Genomic DNA, 24,564 nt, shown 5'->3' with positions numbered 1-24,564 from the left:
GGCGCTTCCGAGTAACCCTCCGGGCTGGGCCGATCCGCTGCTCACTCCCGCGCGGTGATCACCGCGGGATCGTCGCGGGCGCCACGCGATCCGGTGAGCCGGCTGTTTCCGAGACGGTATGCCGCACGGAGAGCAGTGACACACACGCGATCAGCGCGGACAGGGCCGGAATGGCCACCGGTCCTCCCGTCGACAGGGCGAGCCCGCCGACGGCGCCGCCGACGGCGACGCCCAGGAACTGCACGGAGAAGTGCAGCCCCAGTGCCTGGGACCGCTGCGAGGGCGCCAGGGCGGCGATCCGGGTCTGCTGGGAGATCCCGCCGCAGCACCAGGCGGCACCCAGGCAGAACAGCACCGGAAACGCGGCGATCTCCGCGACGGCGCGGGGATGCCAGGCGGTGCCGACGGCGATGGTCGCGAGGAGCAGGGCCATCAGCGAGAGAGCCACGCGCAGCACCCGCGCCACGGGCACCTTGATCAGGATGTTGCCGATCGTGCGCCCGGCCAGGAACGCGCCCGCGCCGAAGACGATCATCAGCGCCGCGACACCCTGGCTTCCCATCCTGGTCGCCCGCTCGACGATCGGCGCGAGATACGTGTAGGTGCAGTACGCGGCGAGGAAGACCCCGAAGGTGGTCAGCAGACTCCACCGGACGGCCGGGCTGTGCAGCAGTTGGGTCCGGCCGCTGCCGAGGGGAGCCGCCGGCACCGTCGGCAGCAGGACCGCCAGTATCAGCGCGGTCGTCAGCGCCAGGATCGTGACGAACAGGAACGTACCCCGCCAGCCGAACAGTCCGCCGATCAAGGTGCCGAGCGGCGCGCCCAGGGTGAGCGCCAGCGCGTTGCCGCTGGCGGTGACCGCGATCGCGTTGGGCATGTCCTGCGGCCGGCACAGCGCGGCCGCCGCCGCGGCGGCCGGCCCGGCCAGCAGGGCCGCGCTCGCCGCGGCCAGCACGCGCGCCGCGGCGAGCACGGCATAGTCGAGTGCGCACGCCGCGAGGGCGTTGCTGAGCGCGAAAACGAGCATGGCCCAGATCAGCACCGACTTCGGCGGCACCCTCCGGAACGCGCCGATCAGTGGCGGCCCGGCCAGGGCGTAGACCAGCGCGAAGACCGTGACCAGCTGTCCGCACACCGATACGGACACGTTCATGGAGTGCGCGACCGCCGGCAGTACGCCGGCGATGACATAGCCCTCGGTGCCGACGGTGAAGGTGGCCAGGGCCAGCACGTAGATCCGGGGGTTCATGCCGGTTCCGGCGCGGTGGGAACCGGTACGGCCAGCCGCCGGCGCGCGAGGTCGTCGGCGGCCCGCGCTGTGGTGATCCTCGTGCGCGCGGCCGTCTCGAACAGGCCGGTCAGGGTGTCGGCGATCGACTCGATGCGCTTGACCGCCTCCGCCGGTTCGTCGCCGAGGACTTCGCGTGAGACCGCGTTGACGACACCTCCGGCGTTGGCGATGTAGTCGGGGGCCCAGAGGATCTCGCGCTCCCGCAACAACTCCGCCACGCCGGGATCGGCCAGTTGGTTGTTGGCCGCGCCCGCGACCGCGCCGCATCGAAGTCGCGCCACCAGATCCCGGGTCAGCAGGCCGCCGAGCGCGGCGGGGACGAGCACGTCCACCTCGGCGGTGGCCGCCGCGTCGGGTTCGGCGAACACCGCGCCCAGTTCCGCGCCGAGCGAGCGCTTCACCGGGTCGACATCGCTCAGGACCAGGTCGGCTCCCGCAGCCGCCAACTGCCGGGCGATCTGCTCCCCGACGTGTCCCAGGCCGACCACCGCGAATCGCCTGCCCGCCAAGTCCGGCGAGCCGAACAGCGCCAGGCAGGTCGAGCGCAGCGCGGCGACGACGCCCAGGGCCGTGAACGGCGAGGGGTCACCGCTGCCGCCGACGGCCTCCGGGCGGCAGAACACGTACTCGGTCCGTTCGCCGATGACCGCCATGTCGGCCGGTCCGGTACCCGCGTCGGGGCCGGTCACGTAGGCGCCGTCGAACTCCGCCACGATGTCGCCGACATCGTGCAGCGCCGCGCGGCGTTCGTCCGCGGTGAGGCTCCGCCCGGCGGGGACGACCACGACCGTCTTGCCGCCGCCGTTCGGCAGTCCGGCGGCAGCGCATTTGCGGGTCATGCCCTCCGACAGGCGCAGCGCGTCGGACAGGCCGCTCTCCCAGCTGTCGTACGCCCACATCCGGCAGCCGCCGACCGCACGGCCGAGAGCGGTGGAGTGCACGGCGACGACGATCGGCAGCCGGCTCCGCCGCCCGCGTCGCATCACGACCGATTCATGACTGAACTCCCTCGGAGTCTCCACGCGTCCTCCAGTGCACCCAGATGCTTTCGGCCCACCCGCTGGGGACCGGGCCTCCGCGCCGTCCGCTGTCCAGCCTGCCGACGACCGGTCCGCGGGACCAGAACCGAATCCGAGAACTTCCCGGTGTTGTCTTTGCGAAGTTCACAAAAAGGCAGCGTGCGTGTTCTTGATCGGCTCTCGTCGACGCGTGGTCACAGGAAGCTGCCATACAATCGCGAGAGAGATCACTATGAAATCCACATCGGGAGGGGCGATGGTGGAGTCTGTGACCGAGGGGGCCGGGGCGCAGCCCGACACCCCCGCGACGTGGCAGCCCGTCGTCGAACTCTGCGAATCACTCGCCGCAGAACTGCCCACGGTGATCCCGGATATCGTCGACCGCATACGGTTCGAAATCCCGAGCTATCAGATCGTGGACCGCGATCAGCAGGAACGCGACGTCACCCGCCATTACCAGGGACTGCTGACCGGCGTGGCCGCACGCCGCTCGCCCACCCGCGAAGAGGTCGATGCCGCGCACGCACTCGGAGCCGAACGCGCCGCCACCGGCCTGCCGTTGCACGCCCTCGTCGAGGCCTACCACGTCGGCTACCGTGAGATGTGGAACGTGCTGCTCGCTCGTGCCCAGTCGCACGACACCCGTGTCGTCGCGCAACTCGTCTCGATCGTCGGGATGGTCTGGACGTGGGTGCAGCATTCCAGCAGTGCGGCCGCCGAGGCGTACGGCGTCGCCGTCCGCGCCGCCGATGCCACGCTCCTGCGGCTGACCCACCAGTTCCTCGACGGCCTTGCCACCGCCGCGCCCGCGCCCGCGGGCGTCGACCTCGAGCAACTGGCCGCCGCCCTCACTTTCGATCCGGCAGGCGAGTTCCAGGCTCTGTGCTCACCGGCCGAGGCCTGGACCGACGAGCGCATGATGGATCTGCGGCACCGCCGGTGGCCGGGCACGCTGCGCTGCGCGACCCGCGGCAACCTCATGATCGCCCTGGTCCAGGACATCTCGCCGCAGGCCGTGGTCGAAGCGGCCCAGCGGCAGAACCCTGATGCGAGCTTCGGCGTCGGCCTGCTGCGGACCGGGCTCCCCGGCGCCGCGATGAGCATGGCGGACGCGAGAGCGGCGCTGCCGCTGACGGATCCGGGACAGGTGAAGTCCTTTGCCGACCACTGGCTGCTCGCCACCCTGGCGCCCACCGCGCAACGCTTCGCGGTGCTGCTCGAGCCGCGCAGAGAGGCCGCGCGACAACACCCCGACCTGGCGGAGACAGTGCTCAGATTCGCCGAGAACGGCTTCTCGCTCAGCGCGACCGCCCGCGTCCTGCACGTACATCCGAACACCGTGAAGTACCGCCTGCAGCGCTGGCAGCAACTCACGGATTGGGACGTACGCACCTGGCAGGGACTGTCGTCCACGATCATCGCGCTCGGCCTGCCAACACTCTGAAACGCCCATCCCTGCACACCGAAGTGCGCCAGTCGCTGCGCATGCAGACGCACGGCCAGCGGTCGAAGCCGTGAGAGGTTGTCAGATCGCTGCGGCGCCGTCGTGGCTGGTCGCGCAGTTCCCCGCGCCCCTTCGGGGCGCTGCCGCGCTTGGGGCATGTGGACAGCCAGGCTCAGACCCCGGTGGCGTCCAAGTCCTCGGCCGGGCTGTTGACCGGCTGCGGAGTGCCCGTCAGGTCTAGGACGAAGAGCGGGATGCCGAGGGTGTCGGCTCGGGCTCGGGCGTCGCTGTCGTAGCCGGCGAGGGAGAAGTAGACGCAGTTCGAGGACTCCGTCATCGCTGTCAGCCACAGGCACTCGATGTCCCGCAGTGATGCCGGGCTCACCGTCGGGTCGACCTGTGCCAGGACTCCGCGTGCGGCCAGGCCGACGCCGGACGGGGGGCGCTGGTCCGCGCGGCGGATGTCCTGGTAGCCGAGCCAGCGCAGATAGAGGGCGGCGGCGGTGACGGCGTCGCGTGCGGTGCGGATGGTGACGGGCTGGAAGGCGCGCCGGGGGCGGGCGGACGGGTGGGGGCGCGGGGCGCGGAGGACGCCCGGGAGCTTCGCGGTGCCACTTGGAGGGGGCGGGGCGTCCGCCGGCTGGGGACGGTCTTCGGGGGCGTCCTGGGCCGCCCGTGTCACCGGGATGCGCAGGACCGTGCCGCAGGGGCAGCCCAGTTCGGGGTGCGGCCACTGGTCTCCCCGGCCGCAGGCCCCGCAGCGCACGGTGACCCACTCCTCGTCCCAGACACGGTGGGTGACGGCTGTCGCGGACGCCCGTTCGTCGAGCGACGGGCTGACGGGCGTACCGCACGCGCACGGATAGGAGGGTGCCGCGTACAGATGCTCGCGCAGGCAGGCCGGACATCGCACCGGCATGCTCTCGGCCATGGCCCACTCCACTACGTGATGTCGGGGTCAGAGCCCCATCGTGCTGCACGGAACCCCCGCTTGTCCGTCTCTTGACGGCCTTTCCGGTCCCACTTACATTGTTTCCAGATAGCAGAAATTAGATTCCATATTGTGGAAACTGTCACGGAAGGCTCAACTCTCCGCGGGGCGCGACGGGAGTACGAATCCGAGGAGTTGCTCCATGGCACGTATGACCGCTGCCCGCGCGGCAGTCGAGATCCTCAAGCGGGAGGGCGTCACGCACGCGTTCGGTGTGCCCGGCGCGGCGATCAACCCCTTCTACGCGGCGCTCAAGGCCTCCGGCGGGATCAGCCACACCCTCGCCCGCCATGTCGAGGGCGCCTCGCACATGGCCGAGGGCTACACCCGCACCCACCCCGGCAACATCGGTGTCTGCGTGGGCACTTCGGGCCCCGCCGGCACCGACATGATCACGGGCCTGTACTCCGCGACCGGCGACTCGATCCCGATCCTCTGCATCACCGGACAGGCACCCACCGCCGTGATCCACAAGGAGGACTTCCAGGCCGTCGACATCGCCTCCATCGCCCGGCCGGTCACGAAGATGGCCGTCACCGTGCTGGAGGCGGCCCAGGTGCCCGGCGTCCTCCAGCAGGCCTTCCATCTGATGCGGTCGGGCCGCCCGGGGCCGGTGCTGGTCGATCTGCCGGTCGACGTCCAACAGACGGAGATCGAGTTCGACCCCGAGACCTATGAACCGCTGCCCGTCTATCGACCAGCCGCCACCCGCGCCCAGATCGAGAAGGCCCTCGCGATGCTCAACGCCTCGCACCGGCCGCTGATCGTGGCCGGCGGCGGCATCATCAACGCCGACGCGGCCGAACTCCTGGTGGAATTTGCCGAGTTGACGGGTGTGCCAGTCGTCCCGACCCTCATGGGCTGGGGCGCGCTGCCGGACGACCACGAGCTGAACGCCGGGATGGTCGGCCTCCAGACCTCGCACCGCTACGGCAACGCCACCTTCCTGGAGTCCGACTTCGTCCTCGGCATCGGCAACCGCTGGGCCAACCGCCACACCGGCCGCCTCGACGTCTACACCGCCGGCCGCACCTTCGTGCACGTCGACATCGAGCCCACCCAGATCGGCCGTATCTTCGCCCCCGACTACGGCATCGCCTCCGACGCCAAGGCCGCGCTGGAGCTTTTCGTCACGGTGGCAAGGGAGTTGAAGGACGCGGGCGGCCTCCCCGACCGCTCCGACTGGGCGGCGGCCGCACAGGAGCGCAGGGCCCGCCTCCAGCGTCGTACGCACTTCGACGACATCCCGATCAAGCCGCAGCGCGTCTACGAGGAGATGAACAAGGCCTTCGGCCCCGAGACGCGGTACGTGACCACGATCGGCCTCTCGCAGATCGCCGGCGCACAGATGCTGCACGTCTACCGGCCCCGCCACTGGATCAACTGCGGCCAGGCGGGCCCTCTCGGCTGGACGATCCCGGCCGCGCTGGGCGTCGCCGTCGCCGACCCGGAGGCGTCCGTGGTCGCCCTCTCCGGGGACTACGACTTCCAGTTCATGATCGAGGAGTTGGCGGTCGGAGCCCAGCACCGCATCCCGTACGTCCACGTCCTGGTGAACAACTCCTACCTCGGTCTGATCCGGCAGGCGCAGCGGGCCTTCGACATCGACTTCCAGGTCAACCTGGAGTTCGAGAACCTCAACTCACCCGAACTGGGCGCCTACGGCGTCGACCACGTCAAGGTCGCCGAGGGCCTCGGCTGCAGGGCGATCCGCGTGACGGACCCGGCCGAACTGGCCACGGCCTTCGAGCAGGCGAAGAAGCTCGCGGCCGAACACCGGGTCCCGGTGGTCGTCGAGGCGATCCTGGAACGCGTCACGAACATCTCCATGTCGACCACCAACGACATAGGAAACGTGGTGGAGTTCGAGGACATCGCGACGGAGCCTGGCCATGCGCCGACATCGATCAGGCCGCTGAAGGCCTGACCGCGACGACACGCGAGAAAGGGGTGCCCGCATGGGCACCCCTTCTTGTTTCCCCCGTGCTGTGTTCCCTCGTGCGCCCGCGGCACCCTCACTGCCCGTGATGCTCCGACAGCCCCGGCCAGTCCTCGGGCCCGCCGCCCTGCCACTCGACGAGGTCGCTCGTCTCCGGGTCGATCCACTCCAGGTCGGCGAGTCGCAGCGCTTCGACGACATCGTCGAGGTGGGAGGCGACCCCGAGTGTCTCGTCCCCGGCGGTGACCCGCCTCGATCCGTCCAGGGCCGGGGGATGCACGACGATGTTGGGTACGTCCATGCTCCCAGCGTGCTGCCCGCGCACCCGTTCCGCACATCGGGAACCGGGCCACGCGGGCAGGGGGCAATCGCCGTGGGTTTCCGGGCGGCGCCAACGCCTGGGCGCGACAGGACAGTTGTCAGCGGTGGCGCCGCCCGGAAGATCTGGGGGAGGGAGGGTGGAGCGGGCGTCAGACCTCGGCGCCCGACAGGCGTTCCACGCCCCGCAGCAGCGCCGAGTGGTCCAGGCCCCCGTCGCCCTGGGTACGCAGGGACGCGACGAGTTGGGCGACCACCGCGCCGACCGGCAGCGCGGCGCCGACCGTGCGGGCCGCGTCCGTCACGATGCCCATGTCCTTGTGGTGGAGGTCGATACGGAAGCCCGGCGCGAAGTCACGGTTCAGGAAGTTGTCCTTCTTGCGGGCCAGCACCGTCGAGCCGGCCAGCCCGCCGCCCAGCACCTCCAGCGCCGCCCGCAGGTCCACGCCCGACTTCTCCAGGAAGACCACGGCCTCGGCGCACCCCTGGATGTTCACGGCGACGATCAGCTGGTTCGCTGCCTTCACCGTCTGGCCGGAGCCGTGCGGACCGCACAGCACGATGGTCCTGCCCAGCGCCTCGAGGATCGGCTTCGCCGCGTCGAAGTCGGCCTGCTCACCGCCGACCATGATGGACAGCACGGCCTCGACCGCGCCCGCCTCACCGCCCGACACGGGCGCGTCCAGCACCCGGACGCCCTTCTCGGCCGCCGCCTTCGCCAGGTCCACCGACGTCTGCGGGGTGATCGACGACATGTCGACCACCAGGGCACCGGGCCGCACGTTCTCCAGGATGCCCTCGGGGCCGTACGCGACCGCCTCGACCTGCGGTGACGCGGGCACCATCGTGATCACCACGTCGGCATTGCGCACGGCCTGGGCGATCGAGCCGGCCGCGGTGCCGCCGGCGGCGACCAGGCGGTCGAGCTTGTCCTGTTCCAGGGTGAAGCCGGTGACGTCGTAACCCGCCTTGATCAGGTTCTCGGACATGGGGGAGCCCATGATGCCGAGACCTATCCAGGCGACCCGGGGGAGATTGCTCATGATGGGGTGCCTCTCTGGCTCTTTGGTTCGGTTACTTGTCGGCCTGCTGCTCTGTCGTGTCAGGGGTTCGGCGCGCCTCGTACGGCAGCCAGTCGAAGGCCTCGGCGCTCGGCCGGTCGCCCGGCTTGTACTCCAGGCCGACCCAGCCCGTGTAACCGGCCTTGCGCAGCCGGTCGAGGTGGTCCGCGAGGGGGAGCGTGCCGGTGCCGGGGGCGCCGCGGCCGGGGTTGTCGGCGATCTGGACGTGGCCCGTCTTCGCGGCGAACTCGTCGATCACCGACGGGAGGTCCTCGCCGTTCATGGACAGGTGGTAGAGGTCCATCAGGAAACGGGCGTTGTCGAGGCCCGTCGCCGCGTTGACCCGGTCGACGACCTCCACGGCGGCCGGGGCGCTGACCAGCGGGTACCGGGGTGACTCCAGCCGGTTGAGCGCTTCTACGAGGAGGATCGCGCCGATACGGTCGGCGGCCCGGGCCGCGAGCACCAGGTTCTCCAGCGCCAGCGCGTCCTGCTCCGCCGGGTCCACGCCCTCGATCCGGTTGCCGTACAGCGCGTTGAGGGCGCCGCAGCCGAGCGACTCGGCCAGACCGGCGGCCACCTCGATGTTGGCGCGGAACCGCTCGGACTCCGCCCCGGGCACCGACAGGGCGCCCCGGTCCGGGCCCGGCAGCTGGCCGGCGTAGAAGTTCAGACCGGTGAGCCGGACGCCCGCGTCCTCGATCGCCGCCCGCAGGGAGTCCAGCTCGGACTGTTCCGGCGTGGGGGAGTCGAGCCAGGGCCACCACAGCTCGACCGCGGTGAAACCGGCCGCACGGGCCGCCGCCGGGCGCTCCAGGAGCGGGAGTTCCGTGAAGAGGATCGACAGGTTGACGTTGAAGCGCTGCTCTGTGGATCCCATGGCCGTCGACGCCTCTCATGGTTCGATCTTCGCGATCTTAATTCCGTATTGTGGAAATATGTTTCTGCTCATTGGAAGATTGCCGCCGGGTGTCGGAGCTTGTCAAGAGGGCTCTCCCGAGTGGTCTCTCCTGTGGTCTCCCAAGTGGCGGGGTGGGAAGAGGGCGGTTAGACAGGTGCAACGTTCATCTGAGCGGGGCGCACGTTGCCCGTGTGTCAGTGCCCTGAAGTTGTGAGGCGAACATGGCCGTCGAGCCATTCCCTGCCTGCCCGGAGAACCCCGGAACAGGCGAACATCCTCCCGTCACCCGAATACGTACGGACGAACTGGTGCGCACCGTGGTCGTCGCCAGACCCCTGGACGACGTCGTCCAACTCGTCACCCTCCTGGAGCAGTCGCCCGACGGCCTGCCTATCGCCGCGTCCGTCCTGCGGGTGGCGGCGGTGGCGCGTTCCGTGGAGGACGTCTCGCGCCTCGTGGAACTCCTGGGCCCGCCGCAGCGCGGCGTCGACCGGATGGACGAGGCGATCCGGACGGCCGCCGAGCAGCGGCCCGTGGCCGAGGTCGGCCGCCTGGTCGCCCTCCTGCACGCGGCCCCACACGCCGCACACGCCAAGGCCCAGGCCCTGCACGCGGCCGCCACCGGCAGACCCGTCGAGGACCTCGTCCAGCTGATCGGCCGCCTCGACGAGGCCCGTGATCATGACGAGGTCCATGACCGGGACAGGAATCCCGCGTCCACACCCACGCCCGCCCCCGCGCACACCCCACCTCAGGGCGAGGAACAGCCGGCCCGCCTCTGGCTCCGCCGTGCCGCCGCCGCCCTCGTCCTGCTCTGCGGCGCGGCCCACTTCCCGCTCGACTGGGTCGACGCGCCGAAGCACGGACTGGCCGCCTCGCTCGGCGTCTCCGTGCTGTGTCTGCTGGCCGGTACAGCGCTCTGGTTCAGCCGGTCGTCGCTCGTGGCCGCCGCTGCCGTGCTCGTCGCGGGCGCGCTGGCAGCCGCCCAACTGCTGGGCGCGCACGCCGACTCGGCGACCCTCGCCTATGTACGTCAGGCGGGTGGAGCCGCCACCCCGCTGCCCGCTCTGGCGGCCTGCTGGGCGACGCTCGCCGCGCTGACGGCACTGGCCGTCTCCCTCGCCCGCCGAAGGCGTGCCACCCGTGTGAGTGACACCGCACCGGATGCTGCCCTGCAGGTGAACTCCCTGCGACTGTAGGCCGGTTGGTGGCCTCGGGGGCACGTCGTCGGCCCGAGCGGGCATCGCTGGTGATTGCCGCCGGAGAGTCCGTTAGGGTCGAGCCCGAGCGACCGGGAGCCGATGCCATGGGGGCACAGTGCGATTGAGAGTGGAGTTCACGACCGAGCCCTTCGACCTCGACGAGGCACCCGCACACGCGCTGGTCGCCCGCGAGGTCATCGAGGCGGCCGATCTGGACGCGGTGGACGTCGGCCCGTTCGGCAACACCGCCGAGGGTCGCGCCGACGCCGTGCTCACCGCCCTGGACGCGCTGCTGCGCAAGACGCTGGAAGCCGGCGCGACCCGGATCTCGCTTCAGGTCAACGTGATCGACGGGGAGGGCGGTCGGTGACCGGCGGTGGGGACGGGTCCGCCGGTGCGGCCTTCGTCGCGGCCGTGAAACCGCTGGTCGACGCTATGGGCGGCGAGATGGTCCCGCCCGGCCAGGCCGGCCCCGACGACGTCGTGCTCGCCTGGGAGGGCGCCGACGTGGTCGCCGTACGCCTGCCGCAGCTCGCCGACTCGCTCGATCACATCCTGGCCGCCCTGGAGCGCAAGCACGGCAAGCCGCTGGCCGAACTGGACCGCAAGGCCAAGCAGGAGATCGTACGGATACTCGAGGCGCGCGGCGCCTTCTCCGTGCGGCACGGGGTCGAGACCGTGGCGGGCGCCCTCGGGGTCAGCCGCTTCACGGTCTACAACTACCTGAACCGCGAGAAACAGGCCTGACGGGCCTCGGGTAACGCCGTCGGGGGCGGCGCCGTAACCCGGAATTTTCAACAAAGTGTTGACGTCTTGTCGCCGGAAGGCGTTAGCTGTGCGGAGCCCGTCCAGTACGCACAAGGCCACGGAGGCTTGCCGTGACGTCGAGTACGACCCCTGGTGGCCTCGCCCGGTTCAACGCCCTGGCGGAGTCCGCGGCCCGCGCCGCCCTCCACGAGGCCTGTGCGTCGGCGGCCTGGGGTCGGCAGCTGCTCGCCGGACGCCCGTACGCCACCGCCGAGGACCTGTACGCGGCGAGCGACGCGGCAATGACGGAACTGACCGCCGACGACCTCGCCGAGGCGATGGCCGGCCACCCGCCGATCGGCCGCCCCAAGCCCGGCGACCCGACCTCCGCCCGCGAGCAGCGCGGTATGGCCGGCGCCTCCGACGAGCTGAAGTCCGAGATGCTCGAACTGAACCTCGCCTACCAGGAACGGTTCGGCCATGTCTTCCTGATCTGCGCGACCGGCCGCACCGGCGAGCAGATGCGCGACGCCGTACGGGAACGGATCGGGAACACACCGGAGGAGGAGCGGGAGATCGTCCGCACCGAACTGGGGAAGATCAACCGCATCCGGCTCGGCAACCTCGTACAGGAAGAGCAGGCATGAGTACCGACACCACCGCTTCCGTGTCCACGCACATCCTGGACACCAGCGTCGGCCGGCCCGCCGCGGGTGTCGCCGTCCGGCTCGCCGCGCGCAGCGGCCGGGACGCGGACTGGAAGGCGCTCGGTGGCAGCGCGACCGACGCGGACGGGCGGTGCAAGGATCTGCCGGCACTGCCGGAGGACACGACCCACGTGCGGCTCGACTTCGAGGTCGAGCCGTATCTGGAACAGAAGCTGAAGCAGAACCAGGCCGATGCGCAGCAGGACGCCCCCGCGAATCGGGACAGCGGTGCGGCGGGAGCGTTCTTCCCGGAGGTGGCGATCACGTTCGCCGTCGTACCGGGCGAGCACTACCACGTACCGCTGCTGCTCAACCCGTTCGGCTACTCCGTATACCGAGGGAGCTAGCTCTATGCCCATCCTGGGACAGAACCAGTACGGCAAGGCCGAGAACCGCGTCGTGCGCGTCACCCGCGACGGCGCCACCCACCACATCAAGGATCTCAACGTCTCCGTGTCGCTCTCCGGCGACATGGACGAGGTCCACCTCTCCGGCTCGAACGCGAACGTCCTGCCGACGGACACCACCAAGAACACGGTGTACGCCTTCGCCAAGGAGCACGGCATCGACTCCGCCGAGCAGTTCGGCATCCATCTGGCCCGGCACTTCGTGACCGGCCAGGAGCCGATCGAGAAGGCACGCATCCGGATCGAGGAGTACTCCTGGACGCGGATCGAGGCGGCGGGGGAGGGCGAGCACTCGTTCGCCCGGCAGGGCCAGGAGACGAGGGTCGCGCAGATCACCTACGACGGTTCGTCGTGGGAAGTGATCTCCGGGCTCAAGGACCTGGTCGTGATGAACACGACCGACTCCGAGTTCTGGGGCTACGTCAAGGACAAGTACACGACGCTCCCCGAGGCGCACGACCGCATCCTGGCGACCCAGGTGTCCGCGCGCTGGCGCTTCAACTGGTCCGACGACGCACAGGAGATGCCGGACTGGGAGGAGTCGTACGAGCAGACGCGGAAGCACCTGCTCTCGGCCTTCGCGGAGACCTACTCGCTCTCCCTCCAGCAGACCCTCTTCCAGATGGGCGCGCGGATCGTCGAACACCGCGACGAGATCGACGAGGTGAGGTTCGCCCTCCCCAACAAGCACCATTTCCTTGTCGACTTGAAGCCTTTCGACCTCAAGAACGACAACGAGGTGTACTTCGCCGCCGACCGGCCGTACGGCCTGATCGAGGGCACGATCCTGCGCGACGGCGCCGAGGCGCGCATCCCCGCCGACCTCACCAACCTCTGAGACTTCTAAGGACGTTCGTACGATGAGCCAGCGCATCGTCATCGAGAACTGCGCGGTCGCGACTGTGGACGCCACCGACACCGAGTACGCGTCCGGCCATGTGGTGATCGCCGGAAACCGGATCGAGTCGGTCGGCGCGGGCAAGGCCCCCGAGGGCCTCGCGGACGTGGTCCGGCGCATCGACGCGAGCGGTCACCTGGTCACCCCCGGCCTGATCAACTCGCACCACCACTACTACCAGTGGATCACCCGGGGCCTGGCCACCGGCCACAACCTCTTCAACTGGCTGGTGGCGCTGTACCCGACCTGGGCGCGCATCGACGAGCCGATGGTCCGCGCGGCGGCGCAGGGCTCGCTCGCCATGATGGCCCGTGGCGGAGTCACCACCGCCATGGACCACCACTACGTCTTCCCGAAGGGCTCCGGCGACCTGTCCGGCGCGATCATCGGCGCGGCCCGCGAGATGGGCGTCCGCTTCACCCTCGCCCGTGGCTCCATGGACCGCAGCGAGAAGGACGGCGGCCTGCCCCCGGACTTCGCCGTCGAGACCCTGGAGGGCGCGCTCGCCGCCACCGAGGCCACGGTCGACGAGCACCACGACCCCTCCTTCGACGCCATGACCCAGGTGGCTGTGGCCCCCTGCTCGCCCTTCTCCGTATCCACCGAACTCCTGCGTGAGGGTGCCGAGTTGGCCCGCCGCCTCGGCGTACGGCTGCACACGCACGGCTCCGAGACGGTCGAGGAGGAGCAGTTCTGCAAGGAGCTGTTCGGCATGGGCCCGACCGACTACTTCGAGTCGACCGGCTGGCTCGGCGAGGACGTGTGGATGGCGCACTGCGTCCACATGAACGACTCGGACATCGCCGCCTTCGCCCGTACGAAGACGGGTGTGGCCCACTGTCCGTCCTCCAACGCCCGCTTGGCCGCGGGCATCGCGCGCGTCCCCGACATGCTGGCGGCCGGCGTCCCGGTCGGCCTCGGCGTCGACGGCACCGCCTCCAACGAGTCCGGCGAACTCCACACCGAACTGCGCAACGCCCTCCTCATCAACCGCCTCGGGGCGCACCGGGAAGCGGCCCTGAACGCCCGGCAGGCGCTGCGCCTCGGGACGTACGGCGGGGCCCAAGTCCTGGGCCGGGCAAGGGAGACGGGCTCGCTGGAGCCGGGCAAGCTCGCCGACCTGGTCCTCTGGAACCTGGACACGCTGGCCCACGCGTCGATCGCCGACCCGGTCACCGCCCTCGTCTTCGGCGCGGCGGCCCCGGTCACCGCGTCCTTCGTCAACGGCGAACAGATCGTCGAGAACGGGCGGTTGCTGCACGTCGACGAGGACGAGATCGCCCGCTCGACGCGCGCCGAGGCCCGGCGGCTGGCGGCCATCGCGGCGCAGGCCTGATTCAGGGGGCCCGAAAAGACCTCCGGCCGAGGGGGACGGCCCTCGGCCGGAGTCCTGCTGTTACCGCCGGTCGGCATCGGCCGGTCAGCCGATGTAGTAACTGTCCCCGTACACCTTCCAGTCGAGCGGCGGGTCCAGGTTCAGGTTCCCCTGGTCGAGGAAGACCCGCTGGGCGGTGTCCACGCGGCTGGTGTCCTCGTGGGCGGCCTCCTGCTCCATCGCCCACGTCCGGGCGTCGAGGAAGGCGCTGAGATACGTCGTCTCGTCGCCGCCCTCGGCCGGGGTGGCCGCGTTCGAGCGGGCCCGCGTGCGGATCCCGCCGAAGGAGACGCTGTCCGTGCCGGGGCCGTGCATGACCATGGCGTCGTAGTAGACGAACTGGCCCAGCGTGCCGACGCCGTCCTTCTTGGCGCGGGCCACGGCCGGGTCGAAGTAGGCACGGTCGCGCTCGTCGTCCTGGGCCTTGCGGAACGCGGACGTCTTGGCCGCCTTGCGCCAGGCGGTGGGGAAGCCCGGGTCGAGGCCCTCGTGCGAGTCCGTGCCGTCCACCGTGCGCAGGGCGGGCAGGAAAGCGGCCAGGGCGTTGTCCGGGACCCGCTCGGTGTACAGCTCGACGAGGGCCAGCATGTCGCTCGTACCGGAGCAGAAGCCGATGATCCCGCCGGTGTAGCCGCGCCCGTCGCCGATGTCCTGGATGTACTCGTACTGCGCCCGCCAGTCCAGGGACGAGTTCTCCGCGCTGCACACCAGCCGCATCGCGATGTCCTTCTTGTCCGGGTCGTCGAGCCCGGTCCCGGTCGCGTCGGTGGTCGCGCCTGACGCGATCCGCTGGGTGGTGAGGATCGCGGTGGCGCCGAGCGCCGCCAGCAGCGTACGGCGGGCGGCGGCTCTGTGCATGATCGGCACGTGAACTCCAAAAAGGGCGCGAGAGGAAGAGGTTGAGGGTCGCGCGCCAAGTTGGGAATGCCGTGGGGTGGGAGTAGGAGGTCGCTGTGAGTGTCGGTCAGAGTCCGAAGAGTTGCGGCTCCGACGCCAGTGCCCGGAAGTACTCCTTGGGGTCCGCGACCAGTTTGCGTGCCTTGAGGTCCATCAGCCCACCCACGGCCGTGATCTCCGCGGCGACCGTGCCGTCGGTCTTGCGGATCGTCTGCCGGATGCGGAATGTCTTGCCCTCACCCCAGACGAAGCCGCACGTCACCTCGACCTCGTCGCCCGCGAGCAGCTCCCGCTGGTACCGGATGGTGGTCTCCAGGGCCACCGGTCCGACGCCCTTCGAGATCAGCCCCGACTGGCTGATCCCGGCCTCCTTGAGCAACGCCCAGCGGGCGTGCTCCGCGTAGTTGACGTACACGCTCTGGTTGAGGTGCCCCTGCCCATCGATCTCGTACCCGCGCACGGTCACCGGGACGGAAAACGGTTCGGCCACGACTTTCCCCTTCACGACTGCTCGGCTTCACGATGACGGAGCCAGCGTACTGAGCGGTCGCTCATACCCGTCAACTGCCTTTGTGTGAACAGCGGTTACGTCCGTCGGGGCGACGCCAGCAGATAGCGGGCGCCGGTACGCGGCTCGGTGTGCTCGCCGACCTGCCAGCCCGCCTTCTCCAGCGTGGCCGCGCAGGCCCGCAGCGCGTCACCGTCGGGCTCGCGCACGGCGACGGCCTCCGGCTGCGGGGTCGCCCGCACCCGATAGCCACCGCCGCTCCCACCTCCGTCGGCCGGGCGGTGGCCGGCCGCCTCCAGCGCGAGCGCGGCGGCCTGCACCAGATGCGTACGCTCCCAGCCGCACGGACGGTCCATGGCCCCGTCCCTGTTGGTCATCCGGCGCAGCTCCAGCAGCCCCTGCCAGGCACTGTGCACCTCACGCGTCCGGGCGGGCCCGGCGGCCGGTATCTCCTCCTCGCCTCCCACCCGCGCGGCGAACACGCCAGTGGCCCCGACGGAGGCAGGGGCGACCTCGGTGGCGGCCGGTGTGTCCGTGGGCGGCGCTTCCTCCCGTATGCGATGGCCCGTCGGTGTCAGGAAGTGGTCGTGCGGTGGTCGCGGATGCCGGAAGGCGAGCCCGCGCTTCACCAGTGCGGCGAGCTGGTACTCCGTGCCCCGCAGCCGGCCGGTGACGGGGTCGGCGGCGTCGATGACGCGTCGCTGGGCGGCGGTCGGCGGTCGTGTCATGGCGCACTCCTCCCCGGTCACGGGTCTCCTCGATCATGGGTCGATTCGGTGGATTCAACCCGTTCGAAGACTACGACCCGGCACTGACATCGAGGGCCCAGCGCTCCAGCTCCGCGAACTCGCGCTCCCGGAGACCCTTGCGCGGGTCGATCCGCAGCAGCAGCGCCTGCCCGGGGTGATGCTCGGCCACATGGCGGACGTCGAGGTCGGTGATCATGTCGTCGACCCAGGCGAAGGGGCGTCCGTCCGCCCACTCCACTACGCGGCGCGTCTTCCAGAACAGCCCGTCGGGATCCTCGGCGAACATATTGGTGAACTCGATGACCGGCAGGTCGGCCGGCAGTCCGATCGCCGGGCCGATCATCTTGTTCGCCCCGTGCATCCAGACCGTGGCCCACGCCAGGTCGTACGGCAGGGCGAGCAGCCGGGCGCCGTGGCTGGGGTGCAGCCGTATCCGCAGGCCGCGGCGGAGCCGCCGGGAGCCCGGTTTCTGCCTGGCCGACCAGTTCGGAGGGTGCATCCGGCAGGTCACGTAACCGTGCGGGCGCAGCAGCCGGGCGCGGAACGGGTTGAGGGGGCCGTCGACGTCGAGGAGCAGCAGTGGCCGGTCGGTCATTCGGTCCGTCATGGGAAAGGGCTACCCATGACGGACGGCGGCCGACCGTCCGGCTGCCACTACTGCCGATAACCGCTCAGGAACCGCCCGATCCGGCTGATCGCCACGTCCAGGTCGTCCGCGTACGGGAGGGTGAGGATGCGAAAGTGGTCGGGGGTGGGCCAGTTGAAGCCCGTGCCCTGCACGACCTGGATCTTCTCCTGGAGAAGCAGGTCCAGGACGAACTTCTCGTCGTCGTGGATCTTGTGCACCTTGGGGTCGAGGCGCGGGAACGCGTACAGCGAACCCTTCGGCTTCACGCACGAGACGCCCGGGATCTCGTTGAGCTTCTCCCAGGCCACGGTGCGCTGTTCGTGCAGCCGCCCGCCCGGGGCGGTCAGCTCGTGGATGGACTGGCGGCCGCCGAGGGCGGCCTGGATGGCGTACTGCGCGGGCGCGTTGGCGCACAGCCGCATGGAGGCCAGCATCGTCAGGCCCTCCAGATAGCTCTTCGCGTGCTGCTTCGGGCCGGTGACCACCAGCCAGCCCGAGCGGAAGCCGGCCACCCGGTACGTCTTCGACAGCCCGCAGAAGGTGAGGACGACCAGGTCGGGGGCGAGCGCGGCGACCGAGTGGTGCACGGCGTCGTCGTACAGGATCTGGTCGTAGATCTCGTCGGCGAAGACCATCAGGCCGTGCCGGCGGGCCAGGTCGAGGATGCCCTCGATGATCTCCTTCGGGTAGACCGCGCCGGTGGGGTTGTTCGGGTTGATGATGACGACGGCCTTGGTGCGGTCGGTGATCTTCGCCGCCATGTCGTCCAGGTCCGGGTACCAGTCGGCCTGTTCGTCGCAGAGGTAGTGGACCGCCTTGCCGCCGGCGAGGGTCGTCACCGCCGTCCAGAGGGGGAAGTCCGGGGCGGGGATGAGGATTTCGTCGCCGTCCTCGACCAGCGCCTGTACGGCCATCGAGATCAGCTCGGAGATGCCGTTGCCGAGGAAGACGTCGTCGACGCCGACCTCCAGGCCGAGCGTCTGGTAGCGCTGGGCGACCGCGCGGCGGGCGGAGAGGATGCCGCGCGAGTCCGTGTAGCCGTGGGCCTGCGGCAGCATGCGGATCATGTCCTGGAGGATCTCCTCCGGCGCCTCGAAGCCGAACAGCGCGGGGTTGCCGGTGTTCAGGCGCAGCACGCTGTGGCCCGCCTTCTCCAGCGCGTCCGCGTGCTCGATCACCGGGCCGCGGATCTCGTAACAGACCTCGCTGAGCTTGTTCGACTGCCGGAACTCCATGCGCGCTCGCCCCTCCGGTTTCGTGTGTTGCTTGGTTTTACCAAGTTCCAGCTTGGAAAGTCCAACGACATGTCTAGACTGCGTCGCATGTCACCTCGCCGAAGCTACGACCAGTACTGTTCCACCGCGCGCGCCCTCGATGTCGTCGGCGACCGCTGGACCCTCCTGATCGTCCGCGAACTGCTGGCCGGCCCGCGCCGCTACACGGACCTGCACGCGGACCTCCCGGGCGTCAGCACGGACGTACTGGCCTCCCGGCTGAAGGACATGGAGCGCGAGGGACTGACAACCCGGCGTCGGCTGCCGCCGCCAGGAGCGGTGTACGTCTACGAACTCACCGCCCGGGGAAGGCAGTTGCTGCCCGTCCTCCAGGCGCTGTGGGAGTGGGGCGCCCCCGAGCTGACCGAGCGCCGGGCCACGGACGCGGTACGGGCCCACTGGTTCGCGCTGCCGCTGCTGCGCGGGCTGGAGGGCGTGAGCGGTGGGGGACTCGTCGAAGTCCGGCTGGAGGAGGGCGAGTTCCACCTGTATGTCGGTGCCGAGGACGTTCCGGTGTACGGGGCCGGGCCCGCCCCCGAGGAGCCCGACGCCCGGCTGTCGATGGACACCGGCACCTGCGCGGCGGTCGGCCGGGGGGACGTGAGCGTGCTGGACGCGGTCCGGGGCGGACGTATCGAGGTGACCGGCGAGGGAACGCTCGCCAAGGCCCTGCGCGAGGCCTGATCGACACGACCAGGGGGCCGGGAACGGGACATGCCCGCCGCGTACTGCCGAGCGCGGCGGGCATGTTGACGAACCGTCAGGCGTCGGTCAGGCTCCCGGCGGGACCTGCCTCGGTCGGCCCGAGCCGCGCGTCAGGGCGTAGCCGCCGACGCCCGCCAGGGCGGCCAGCGCACCGCCGATCGCCGTCCAGACCCAGCGGTCGGACCACCAGCCGGAGGCCCAGCCGTCGTCGGGCTCGATGCTCGACAGCACGGCGGTCGCCGTCGAACTGTCCTCCGTGTCCTCGGACTTGACCGCGATCCCGGGCACCAGCGGCTCGGCCAGCGAGCCGTCCACGGCCGCCGAACCGCCGATGTCCTTGGAGTCGACCCGCAGTTCGGCCTCGACCGGGAGGCCGAGGTCGGAGGTCGGGAGGTTCACGGCCGTCAGGCGGACGTAGTACGTGCCCGGCAGCGGGTCGTTGGCCCACTGCTCCGACCAGGCCCGGACCGTGCGCAGTGTGCACGCCAGCTCCACGGAGGCGGTGCCCGCGGCGGCGGTGCGGGTCTGCGCGCCGTACTGGCAGGCCTGGCGGCGCCGCAGACCGTCGTACACGTCGAGCTGCCAGGCCTCGGACGCGTGGGTGTCCGGCAGCTTCACCGTCGCCTTGACGGTGGGGCGCTGGCCGGCGTCGGCGGGGAACGACCAGTACAGGTAGTCGCCCGCCGAGCCGCTCGCGGTGGCCTGCTGGCCCTGGTCGATCTCCGTCGCCGTACGGAACGACGTGCCCGCCGAGGTGGGCGCCGAGCTGCCGTCCGAGGGGCTCGGGGAGGGCGTCTCGTCGGCTACGGCCGGGACGGCGGCCAGCCCGAGCAGCAGCACGGCCGAACCCAACACGCGGACACCGCGCGTCAGTTGATTGCCGAAGTTACCGAAGTTGCCGAGATTGTTGAGAGCACGCATCAGTTGGTCCTCCAGACCGCGAGCCGCCAACGAGAGAGCCAGCCCCACAGGACGCCCGTGAGGAAGCCGACCAGGACGAGCGCGCCCAGCAGCCACCAGCCACGGCCGAGACCGAAGGAGGCCACATCGCTCGCCTGGCTCGGGCCGTCGACGACGTCGACGGTTAGTTCGAGCGGCAGACCGGGCGTGGACGCCACACCACTCGCCGCCGAGAAGGAGTTGGTGACCTGGAGACACACGGTCTCGGCTGCGGTCTTCTCGGCGTCGTCGTCGGCCTCAGCTGTCGGATAGCGCAGGCCCGTCGAGATGACATCGGTACGGCCGGTGCCGTTGCCCTCGCCGCGCACGATCTCGCGGCCCTTCGCGGTCACCGCCCGCAGCAGCACCCCGTAGTCGGGGTTGACGGCCCGGTCCGCCGACACGCTCACCGAGGCCCGCAGTTCCTGACCGGGCTGGACCTCGACCTGGTACCAGCGCTGCTGGCCGAACTCCTCGCGGTCCGTGTACAGACCGGACTTCACCGCCGGGGCGTTCGTGCACCCGGCCGCACCCGTGACCGCGACCGGCGTCACCACCGGGTCGGCGGCGCGGACGACCAACTGGTTGACCTTGTCGGCGAGTTCGTCGGTGTGCTCGACCGACGTGTACGTTCCGCCGGTCGCCTCCGCGATACAACTCAGCTGCTGCCGCATCTTGGTGTTCGGGACCAGGCCGAGGGTGTCGATGGTGAGGCCGATGCCCTTGGCCGCGATCTCCCGGGCCACCTCGCACGGGTCGAGCGGCGCGCAGGTGTCCTCGCCGTCACTGATCAGCACGATGCGCTTGGTGCCCTCACCGCCGTCGAGGTCGTCGGCGGCCTTCAGCAGCGCGGGGCCGATCGGCGTCCAGCCGGTGGGTGTGAGCGTCGCGACGGCCGTCTTGGCCTCGGTACGGTCGAGCGGGCCCACCGGATAGAGCTGCGCGGTGTCCTTGCAACCCTCCTTGCGGTCGTCGCCCGGGTAGTTGGCGCCCAGCGTGCGGATACCGAGCTGGACCTCCTCGGGGGTCGCGTCGAGCACCTCGTTGAACGCCTGCTTCGCCGCGGCCATCCGCGACTGCCCGTCGATGTCCTTCGCCCGCATCGAACCGCTGACGTCGAGAAGGAGGTTGACCTTGGGCGCGAGTGCGGTGGTTTCGTCGGCGACGGCTCCGGCCGGGACCGCGATCCCGGCCGCCAGGGCGGCGAGCAGGACGCAGGCGCCCGCCGCCAGCCGTTGTCTTGTGATCATCGACGGATCCTATTGACCCGGGGCGACCCGCTTCAAAACGGGTCCCGTCAACGTCCCCTGTCGGCGAGCCCGTCAGCTGCCCTCCAGCTTGACTTCTCCCAGGGGATTGGGGAGTTGGGTCCACTGGTCCCCGGGTGTCTCCGGGGACAGCCGCATCAGGGTCAACGCCTTGGTGGGCAGGGGCTGTTCGAGCAGCGCGAGCAGATCGGGCGTGCGCGGCAGGCCCTGTACTCCCTGTACCGCCGTCTCCAGCGCCTCCCGCAGCGCCGCTTCCGAACCGGCGGTCGCGCCCAGCGCCCCCGCCACCAGGGAGCCGAACAGCTTGCGGCGCAGGGTGGGTTCGTCGTCGGTGACGATCCGTCCGGTCAGTCGGGGCGCCGGGATACCGTGCCGGGCCAGCCGGGCCGGGCTGACGCGAATGTCGGCGAGGTCGCGGTAGACCAGCCGCAGCGGGTCCCCGTCCGCCGACAGCACGACGAGCAGGTTCTGGCCGTGCGCCTCCAGAGCGACGCCCAGATCGAGCAGGCGCAGACCGACGGTGAGGGCGAGACGCGTGAACTGGGCCAGCCAGGAGGGGGATCGGTGGAATCCGGTGGCGGCGAGTGCTCCGACGGGAACGACCCGCTCGCCCGCCACCACGTCCGCGTACTGATCCGGCGGCTCCCTCAACACCGCCGCCAGATCGGGCGAGTTGGCGGTGACCGCGCCGAGCGTGCGGGTGATGTGCAGCTGCCCGTCGAGACGCGCGGCCATCGACTCCATGAACGCCGACACCGTCGCCGCCGTCTCGATCGAGTACGGCGAGATGTCCCGTACCGAGGAGGTGAGCCGGGCGCTCAACGCCGTCTTGAGATGCGGGCCGCCGTCCGGGAGGGCGAGACTGCGCAGGGACATCAGGGGATGCGCCGACAGCCCGCCCCTGCCGGGCAGTTGGAGCACATGCGCCGACTGCCAGGGATGCACCGGGATCAGCGGACGCTTCCCGTCCCACAGCCACTTGGGCCACTCGCCCCGCACGGCGCAGTCGTCCGCCGTCACCAGCGCCAGCTCCACGACCGGCCGGTGCTCGGGCCCGTACGCGAGCTGCTCGGCCACCGAGAAGCCGGGCCGGGAACGGCAGTTGGGGTGGAAGGGATGCCCGTCGACGACCCGCTGCTCCCACTCCCAGCTCGTCAACGGGGTCTGTACGGCACCCGCCTGGTTCGCGCGCGACAGGGCCAACGAGGCGACGCTGTGGCCGAGTTCGGCCGCGAAGGCGGGACCGTGCGGGACGGCCAGGTCCGTCAGCAGCCGCGCCGGATCGTCGTACGAGACCCTCCCGAGCCGTACGGCGGTCACGCGGCCGTCGACGGCGTACGGATCGGCGTACGGGCCCTCCAGACGGCGGCCGTCCGCCAGCAGGAGACCCGCGCCGCCCTCGCGGCGGACGATCCACGGCAGCGACTCATGGACGAGCGCCCGCCACAGCCGGGTCAGTACGGCGGCCCGCGCACCGGGCAGCTCGGCCGCGTACCGCGACGCGAGGTCGGGGCGTACGGCGGCCAGTTCGTCGGCGACCTCTGCCTCTGCGCTGGAGGGACGGTGCACGGCGGGCTCCTCGATGCGGGTGCGGGTGCGGGTGCGGGTTTGGGTTTGGGTTTGGGTGCGGGTATGTGCCGGTGAGCGGGCGGGCCGACGACAGACATACTGATCATCAGCGCACCGCGGGAAACCGCACCGTAGGGAAGCACCGTAAGAAACGAGGGAACGCGTGGACCCCACCATGCCCCCCACCGCGCCCCCGGATGCGCGGGCGCACCACGTCACCGCAGCGCGCGCCGATGCCTACGCGACCGCGCCCCTGCTCAACTGTCTGCTCAGGGAAGTGGCCCAGCCGGTCCCCGGCACCGGCGAGCCGCGCGTTTACCGGCTGCCGAGCGGACAGCGCCTGCTGCGCGTGCACGGCGCACGACGGCCCGCCGCGCCCGAGGTGAACACGGGCGACGGCACCTGGCACCCGGTCGGCCACGCCGAACTCGTCAAGCTCGTGGCCGAGGAACTCCAGGCGCACACCGGCCTGTCCAACCCCGAACTGCCCGCCGAGATGGCCGACAGCCGGGACGCGGTCGCCGCGCTGCTCACCGCCCGCGACCTGGCCACCCCGCCCGACGACCCGTACCGCCGCTCCGAGCAGTCGCTCCTCACCGGGCACCCTTACCACCCGGCGCCCAAGGCGCGCGGCGGTGGCCCGGTGGCGCGCTGGCTGCCGTACGCGCCCGAGGCGTACGCCGCCTTCCCGCTGGTGCTGCTCGGCGTGCGCGAGGACGCGGTCGCCGAGGAGGGCGACGTATCCGCCCTGGACGCCTTCGGCACGGCCCCGCCCGGCTACCGGCTGCTGCCCGCCCATCCCTGGCAGCTCGACCTCGTCGGCCCGAGCCTGACGGACGCCTTCGCGGACGGCCGGCTGATCCGGCTCGGCACGACCACGTCCGACACCTGGCCCACGGCGGCGATCCGCACGCTGTACGCGCCCGAGCACGACCTCTTCGTCAAGTTCAGCCTCGACGTCCGCATCACCAACGACGTACGCCGGCTGTGGCGCCACGACTTGCTGGCGCTGCGCCGCACGGACGCGGCGGTCGTCGCAGCCGTTGCCAGGACCCCCGGCGGCTGCTGGCTGAGCGACCGGGGCTACCGCACCGCTGACTTCGCCTTCGAGGAGCTGGCGGTACTGGTCCGCGACGGCCTGCGCGACCATGTCGTACCGGGCGCCACCCCGCTGCTCGCCGCCGCGCTGGTCGAGGGCTTCGACGGCAACCCGCTCGACGGGCTCACCGACCCGACCGCATGGTGGACGGCGTATCTGCGCTGTGCCGTGCCACCGGTCGTGGACCTGTTCGCCCGCCACGGTGTCGTCATCGAGGCCCACCTCCAGAACTGCCTGATCGCGGTCGACGCCCACGGAACCCCCGTACAGGCCCTGTACCGGGACGCGGAGGGCGTGAAGCTGCTGCCGGACGTGACGCGGGCGGCGGGCTGGGAGCGGCTCGTGTACTGCCTGGTCGTCAACCACCTCACGGAGGTCGCGGAGGTGCTGCGGGAACGCCACCCGGGCTTCGACCCCTGGCAGGCCGTACGCCGGGAGCTGTTCCGCCCCGACCTCCCCGAGGTCGCCGAGTTGCTCACCGCGCCCACGCTCCCGGGAAAGACGAACCTGCTGCTGCGCTGGACCGGCGCGGACGGGGCCGACGCCCGCTATCTGCCGCTGCCGAACCCGCTGGCGGGGTGAACCGGTGGGGCGAAGGGGAACCGTTCCGGATCCGGTGACGTCATGA

25 protein-coding genes are annotated in these 24,564 nt (G+C 70.8%); 11 read left to right on the top strand and 14 right to left on the bottom strand.

Annotated elements, in window-relative coordinates; genetic code table 11:
• Positions 1-58: 58 nt before the first annotated feature.
• Positions 59-1,249 (bottom strand): MFS transporter, encoded by a 1,191-nt coding sequence (locus LUX31_RS07495; RefSeq protein WP_235473989.1) that lies wholly within the window; start codon positions 1,247-1,249, stop codon positions 59-61.
• On the bottom strand, positions 1,246-2,313 hold the full coding sequence (locus tag LUX31_RS07490; RefSeq protein ID WP_235473988.1) for a Glu/Leu/Phe/Val dehydrogenase family protein: 1,068 nt from the start codon (positions 2,311-2,313) through the stop codon (positions 1,246-1,248). Before LUX31_RS07490 ends, LUX31_RS07495 begins: the two co-directional genes overlap by 4 nt.
• A 265-nt stretch (positions 2,314-2,578) precedes the next feature.
• Between LUX31_RS07490 and LUX31_RS07485 the strand changes: the two genes are divergently transcribed.
• Positions 2,579-3,754: a PucR family transcriptional regulator gene (locus LUX31_RS07485; RefSeq protein WP_235473987.1), complete on the top strand. Its 1,176-nt coding sequence runs from the start codon at positions 2,579-2,581 to the stop codon at positions 3,752-3,754.
• A 172-nt stretch (positions 3,755-3,926) separates the two neighbouring features.
• On the opposite strand, the gene LUX31_RS07480 is transcribed toward LUX31_RS07485, so the two are convergent.
• Entirely contained in the window at positions 3,927-4,685 is a 759-nt protein-coding gene (locus LUX31_RS07480; protein ID WP_235473986.1) for a hypothetical protein, read from the bottom strand.
• A 202-nt stretch (positions 4,686-4,887) separates the two neighbouring features.
• Between LUX31_RS07480 and gcl the strand changes: the two genes are divergently transcribed.
• Complete coding sequence (gcl, locus tag LUX31_RS07475; protein WP_235473985.1) at positions 4,888-6,672, top strand: glyoxylate carboligase; 1,785 nt, start codon at positions 4,888-4,890, stop codon at positions 6,670-6,672.
• A gap of 88 nt (positions 6,673-6,760) precedes the next feature.
• Here gcl and LUX31_RS07470 read toward each other — a convergent pair whose 3' ends face one another.
• The 3 genes from LUX31_RS07470 to LUX31_RS07460 all read right to left on the bottom strand — a co-directional run bounded on the left by LUX31_RS07470 (position 6,761) and on the right by LUX31_RS07460 (position 8,943).
• Positions 6,761-6,985 (bottom strand): hypothetical protein, encoded by a 225-nt coding sequence (locus tag LUX31_RS07470; RefSeq protein WP_235473984.1) that lies wholly within the window; start codon positions 6,983-6,985, stop codon positions 6,761-6,763.
• Positions 6,986-7,154: 169 nt separating this feature from the next.
• Positions 7,155-8,045 carry a 2-hydroxy-3-oxopropionate reductase gene (locus LUX31_RS07465; protein ID WP_235473983.1) on the bottom strand — a complete coding sequence of 297 codons (891 nt, stop codon included), beginning with the start codon at positions 8,043-8,045 and terminating at the stop codon, positions 7,155-7,157.
• 31 nt (positions 8,046-8,076) lie between these two features.
• Positions 8,077-8,943: a TIM barrel protein gene (locus LUX31_RS07460; RefSeq protein ID WP_235473982.1), complete on the bottom strand. Its 867-nt coding sequence runs from the start codon at positions 8,941-8,943 to the stop codon at positions 8,077-8,079.
• 329 nt (positions 8,944-9,272) lie between these two features.
• Here LUX31_RS07460 and LUX31_RS07455 point away from each other — a divergent pair, with 329 nt between their 5' ends.
• From LUX31_RS07455 to LUX31_RS07425, 7 genes are all read left to right on the top strand, one after another.
• The gene (locus LUX31_RS07455; RefSeq protein ID WP_235473981.1) at positions 9,273-10,163 is read left to right on the top strand and encodes a hypothetical protein; all 891 of its coding nucleotides are present in this window, start codon (positions 9,273-9,275) and stop codon (positions 10,161-10,163) included.
• A 118-nt stretch (positions 10,164-10,281) separates the two neighbouring features.
• A complete protein-coding gene (locus LUX31_RS07450) occupies positions 10,282-10,536 on the top strand; it encodes a thiamine-binding protein (protein WP_235473980.1) in 255 nt (84 codons plus the stop codon).
• Between the two features lie 65 nt (positions 10,537-10,601).
• Positions 10,602-10,913: a helix-turn-helix domain-containing protein gene (locus LUX31_RS07445; protein ID WP_235479830.1), complete on the top strand. Its 312-nt coding sequence runs from the start codon at positions 10,602-10,604 to the stop codon at positions 10,911-10,913.
• A 131-nt stretch (positions 10,914-11,044) separates the two neighbouring features.
• A complete protein-coding gene (gene uraD, locus LUX31_RS07440; protein ID WP_235473979.1) occupies positions 11,045-11,560 on the top strand; it encodes a 2-oxo-4-hydroxy-4-carboxy-5-ureidoimidazoline decarboxylase in 516 nt (171 codons plus the stop codon).
• Entirely contained in the window at positions 11,557-11,967 is a 411-nt protein-coding gene (gene uraH / locus LUX31_RS07435) for a hydroxyisourate hydrolase (RefSeq protein ID WP_235473978.1), read from the top strand. The genes uraD and uraH overlap by 4 nt, the downstream gene beginning before the upstream one ends.
• 4 nt (positions 11,968-11,971) lie before the next feature.
• Positions 11,972-12,865: a factor-independent urate hydroxylase gene (pucL, locus tag LUX31_RS07430; RefSeq protein WP_235473977.1), complete on the top strand. Its 894-nt coding sequence runs from the start codon at positions 11,972-11,974 to the stop codon at positions 12,863-12,865.
• Positions 12,866-12,887: 22 nt separating this feature from the next.
• Positions 12,888-14,261 (top strand): 8-oxoguanine deaminase, encoded by a 1,374-nt coding sequence (locus LUX31_RS07425; protein WP_235473976.1) that lies wholly within the window; start codon positions 12,888-12,890, stop codon positions 14,259-14,261.
• An 84-nt stretch (positions 14,262-14,345) separates the two neighbouring features.
• On the opposite strand, the gene LUX31_RS07420 is transcribed toward LUX31_RS07425, so the two are convergent.
• From LUX31_RS07420 to LUX31_RS07400, 5 genes are all read right to left on the bottom strand, one after another.
• Positions 14,346-15,158 (bottom strand): chitosanase, encoded by an 813-nt coding sequence (locus LUX31_RS07420; protein WP_235479829.1) that lies wholly within the window; start codon positions 15,156-15,158, stop codon positions 14,346-14,348.
• 106 nt (positions 15,159-15,264) lie between these two features.
• Positions 15,265-15,687 (bottom strand): acyl-CoA thioesterase, encoded by a 423-nt coding sequence (locus LUX31_RS07415; RefSeq protein WP_235473975.1) that lies wholly within the window; start codon positions 15,685-15,687, stop codon positions 15,265-15,267.
• Between the two features lie 95 nt (positions 15,688-15,782).
• Positions 15,783-16,433, bottom strand: a complete 651-nt coding sequence (locus tag LUX31_RS07410; RefSeq protein ID WP_235473974.1) for a hypothetical protein — start codon at positions 16,431-16,433, stop codon at positions 15,783-15,785.
• Between the two features lie 70 nt (positions 16,434-16,503).
• Positions 16,504-17,049, bottom strand: a complete 546-nt coding sequence (locus LUX31_RS07405) for a hypothetical protein (protein ID WP_235479828.1) — start codon at positions 17,047-17,049, stop codon at positions 16,504-16,506.
• 59 nt (positions 17,050-17,108) lie between these two features.
• Positions 17,109-18,317, bottom strand: coding sequence for a pyridoxal phosphate-dependent aminotransferase (locus LUX31_RS07400; RefSeq protein WP_235473973.1), 1,209 nt, complete (start codon positions 18,315-18,317; stop codon positions 17,109-17,111).
• Positions 18,318-18,404: 87 nt separating this feature from the next.
• Between LUX31_RS07400 and LUX31_RS07395 the strand changes: the two genes are divergently transcribed.
• Positions 18,405-19,040, top strand: coding sequence for a winged helix-turn-helix transcriptional regulator (locus LUX31_RS07395; protein WP_235473972.1), 636 nt, complete (start codon positions 18,405-18,407; stop codon positions 19,038-19,040).
• Between the two features lie 87 nt (positions 19,041-19,127).
• Here LUX31_RS07395 and LUX31_RS07390 read toward each other — a convergent pair whose 3' ends face one another.
• The 3 genes from LUX31_RS07390 to LUX31_RS07380 all read right to left on the bottom strand — a co-directional run bounded on the left by LUX31_RS07390 (position 19,128) and on the right by LUX31_RS07380 (position 22,837).
• A complete protein-coding gene (locus LUX31_RS07390; protein ID WP_235473971.1) occupies positions 19,128-19,982 on the bottom strand; it encodes a hypothetical protein in 855 nt (284 codons plus the stop codon).
• Entirely contained in the window at positions 19,982-21,250 is a 1,269-nt protein-coding gene (locus LUX31_RS07385; RefSeq protein ID WP_235473970.1) for a VWA domain-containing protein, read from the bottom strand. The genes LUX31_RS07390 and LUX31_RS07385 overlap by 1 nt, the downstream gene beginning before the upstream one ends.
• Before the next feature lie 72 nt (positions 21,251-21,322).
• Positions 21,323-22,837, bottom strand: a complete 1,515-nt coding sequence (locus tag LUX31_RS07380) for an IucA/IucC family protein (RefSeq protein ID WP_235473969.1) — start codon at positions 22,835-22,837, stop codon at positions 21,323-21,325.
• Between the two features lie 175 nt (positions 22,838-23,012).
• Between LUX31_RS07380 and LUX31_RS07375 the strand changes: the two genes are divergently transcribed.
• A complete protein-coding gene (locus LUX31_RS07375) occupies positions 23,013-24,518 on the top strand; it encodes an IucA/IucC family protein (protein WP_235473968.1) in 1,506 nt (501 codons plus the stop codon).
• Positions 24,519-24,564 lie beyond the last annotated feature (46 nt).

This window comes from Streptomyces sp. GQFP, from assembly GCF_021545335.1.
In the GTDB taxonomy this organism is placed as follows: domain Bacteria; phylum Actinomycetota; class Actinomycetes; order Streptomycetales; family Streptomycetaceae; genus Streptomyces.
The sequence above is the reverse complement of the archived record's forward strand: the minus strand, read 5'-3'. Positions and strand labels throughout refer to the sequence as shown.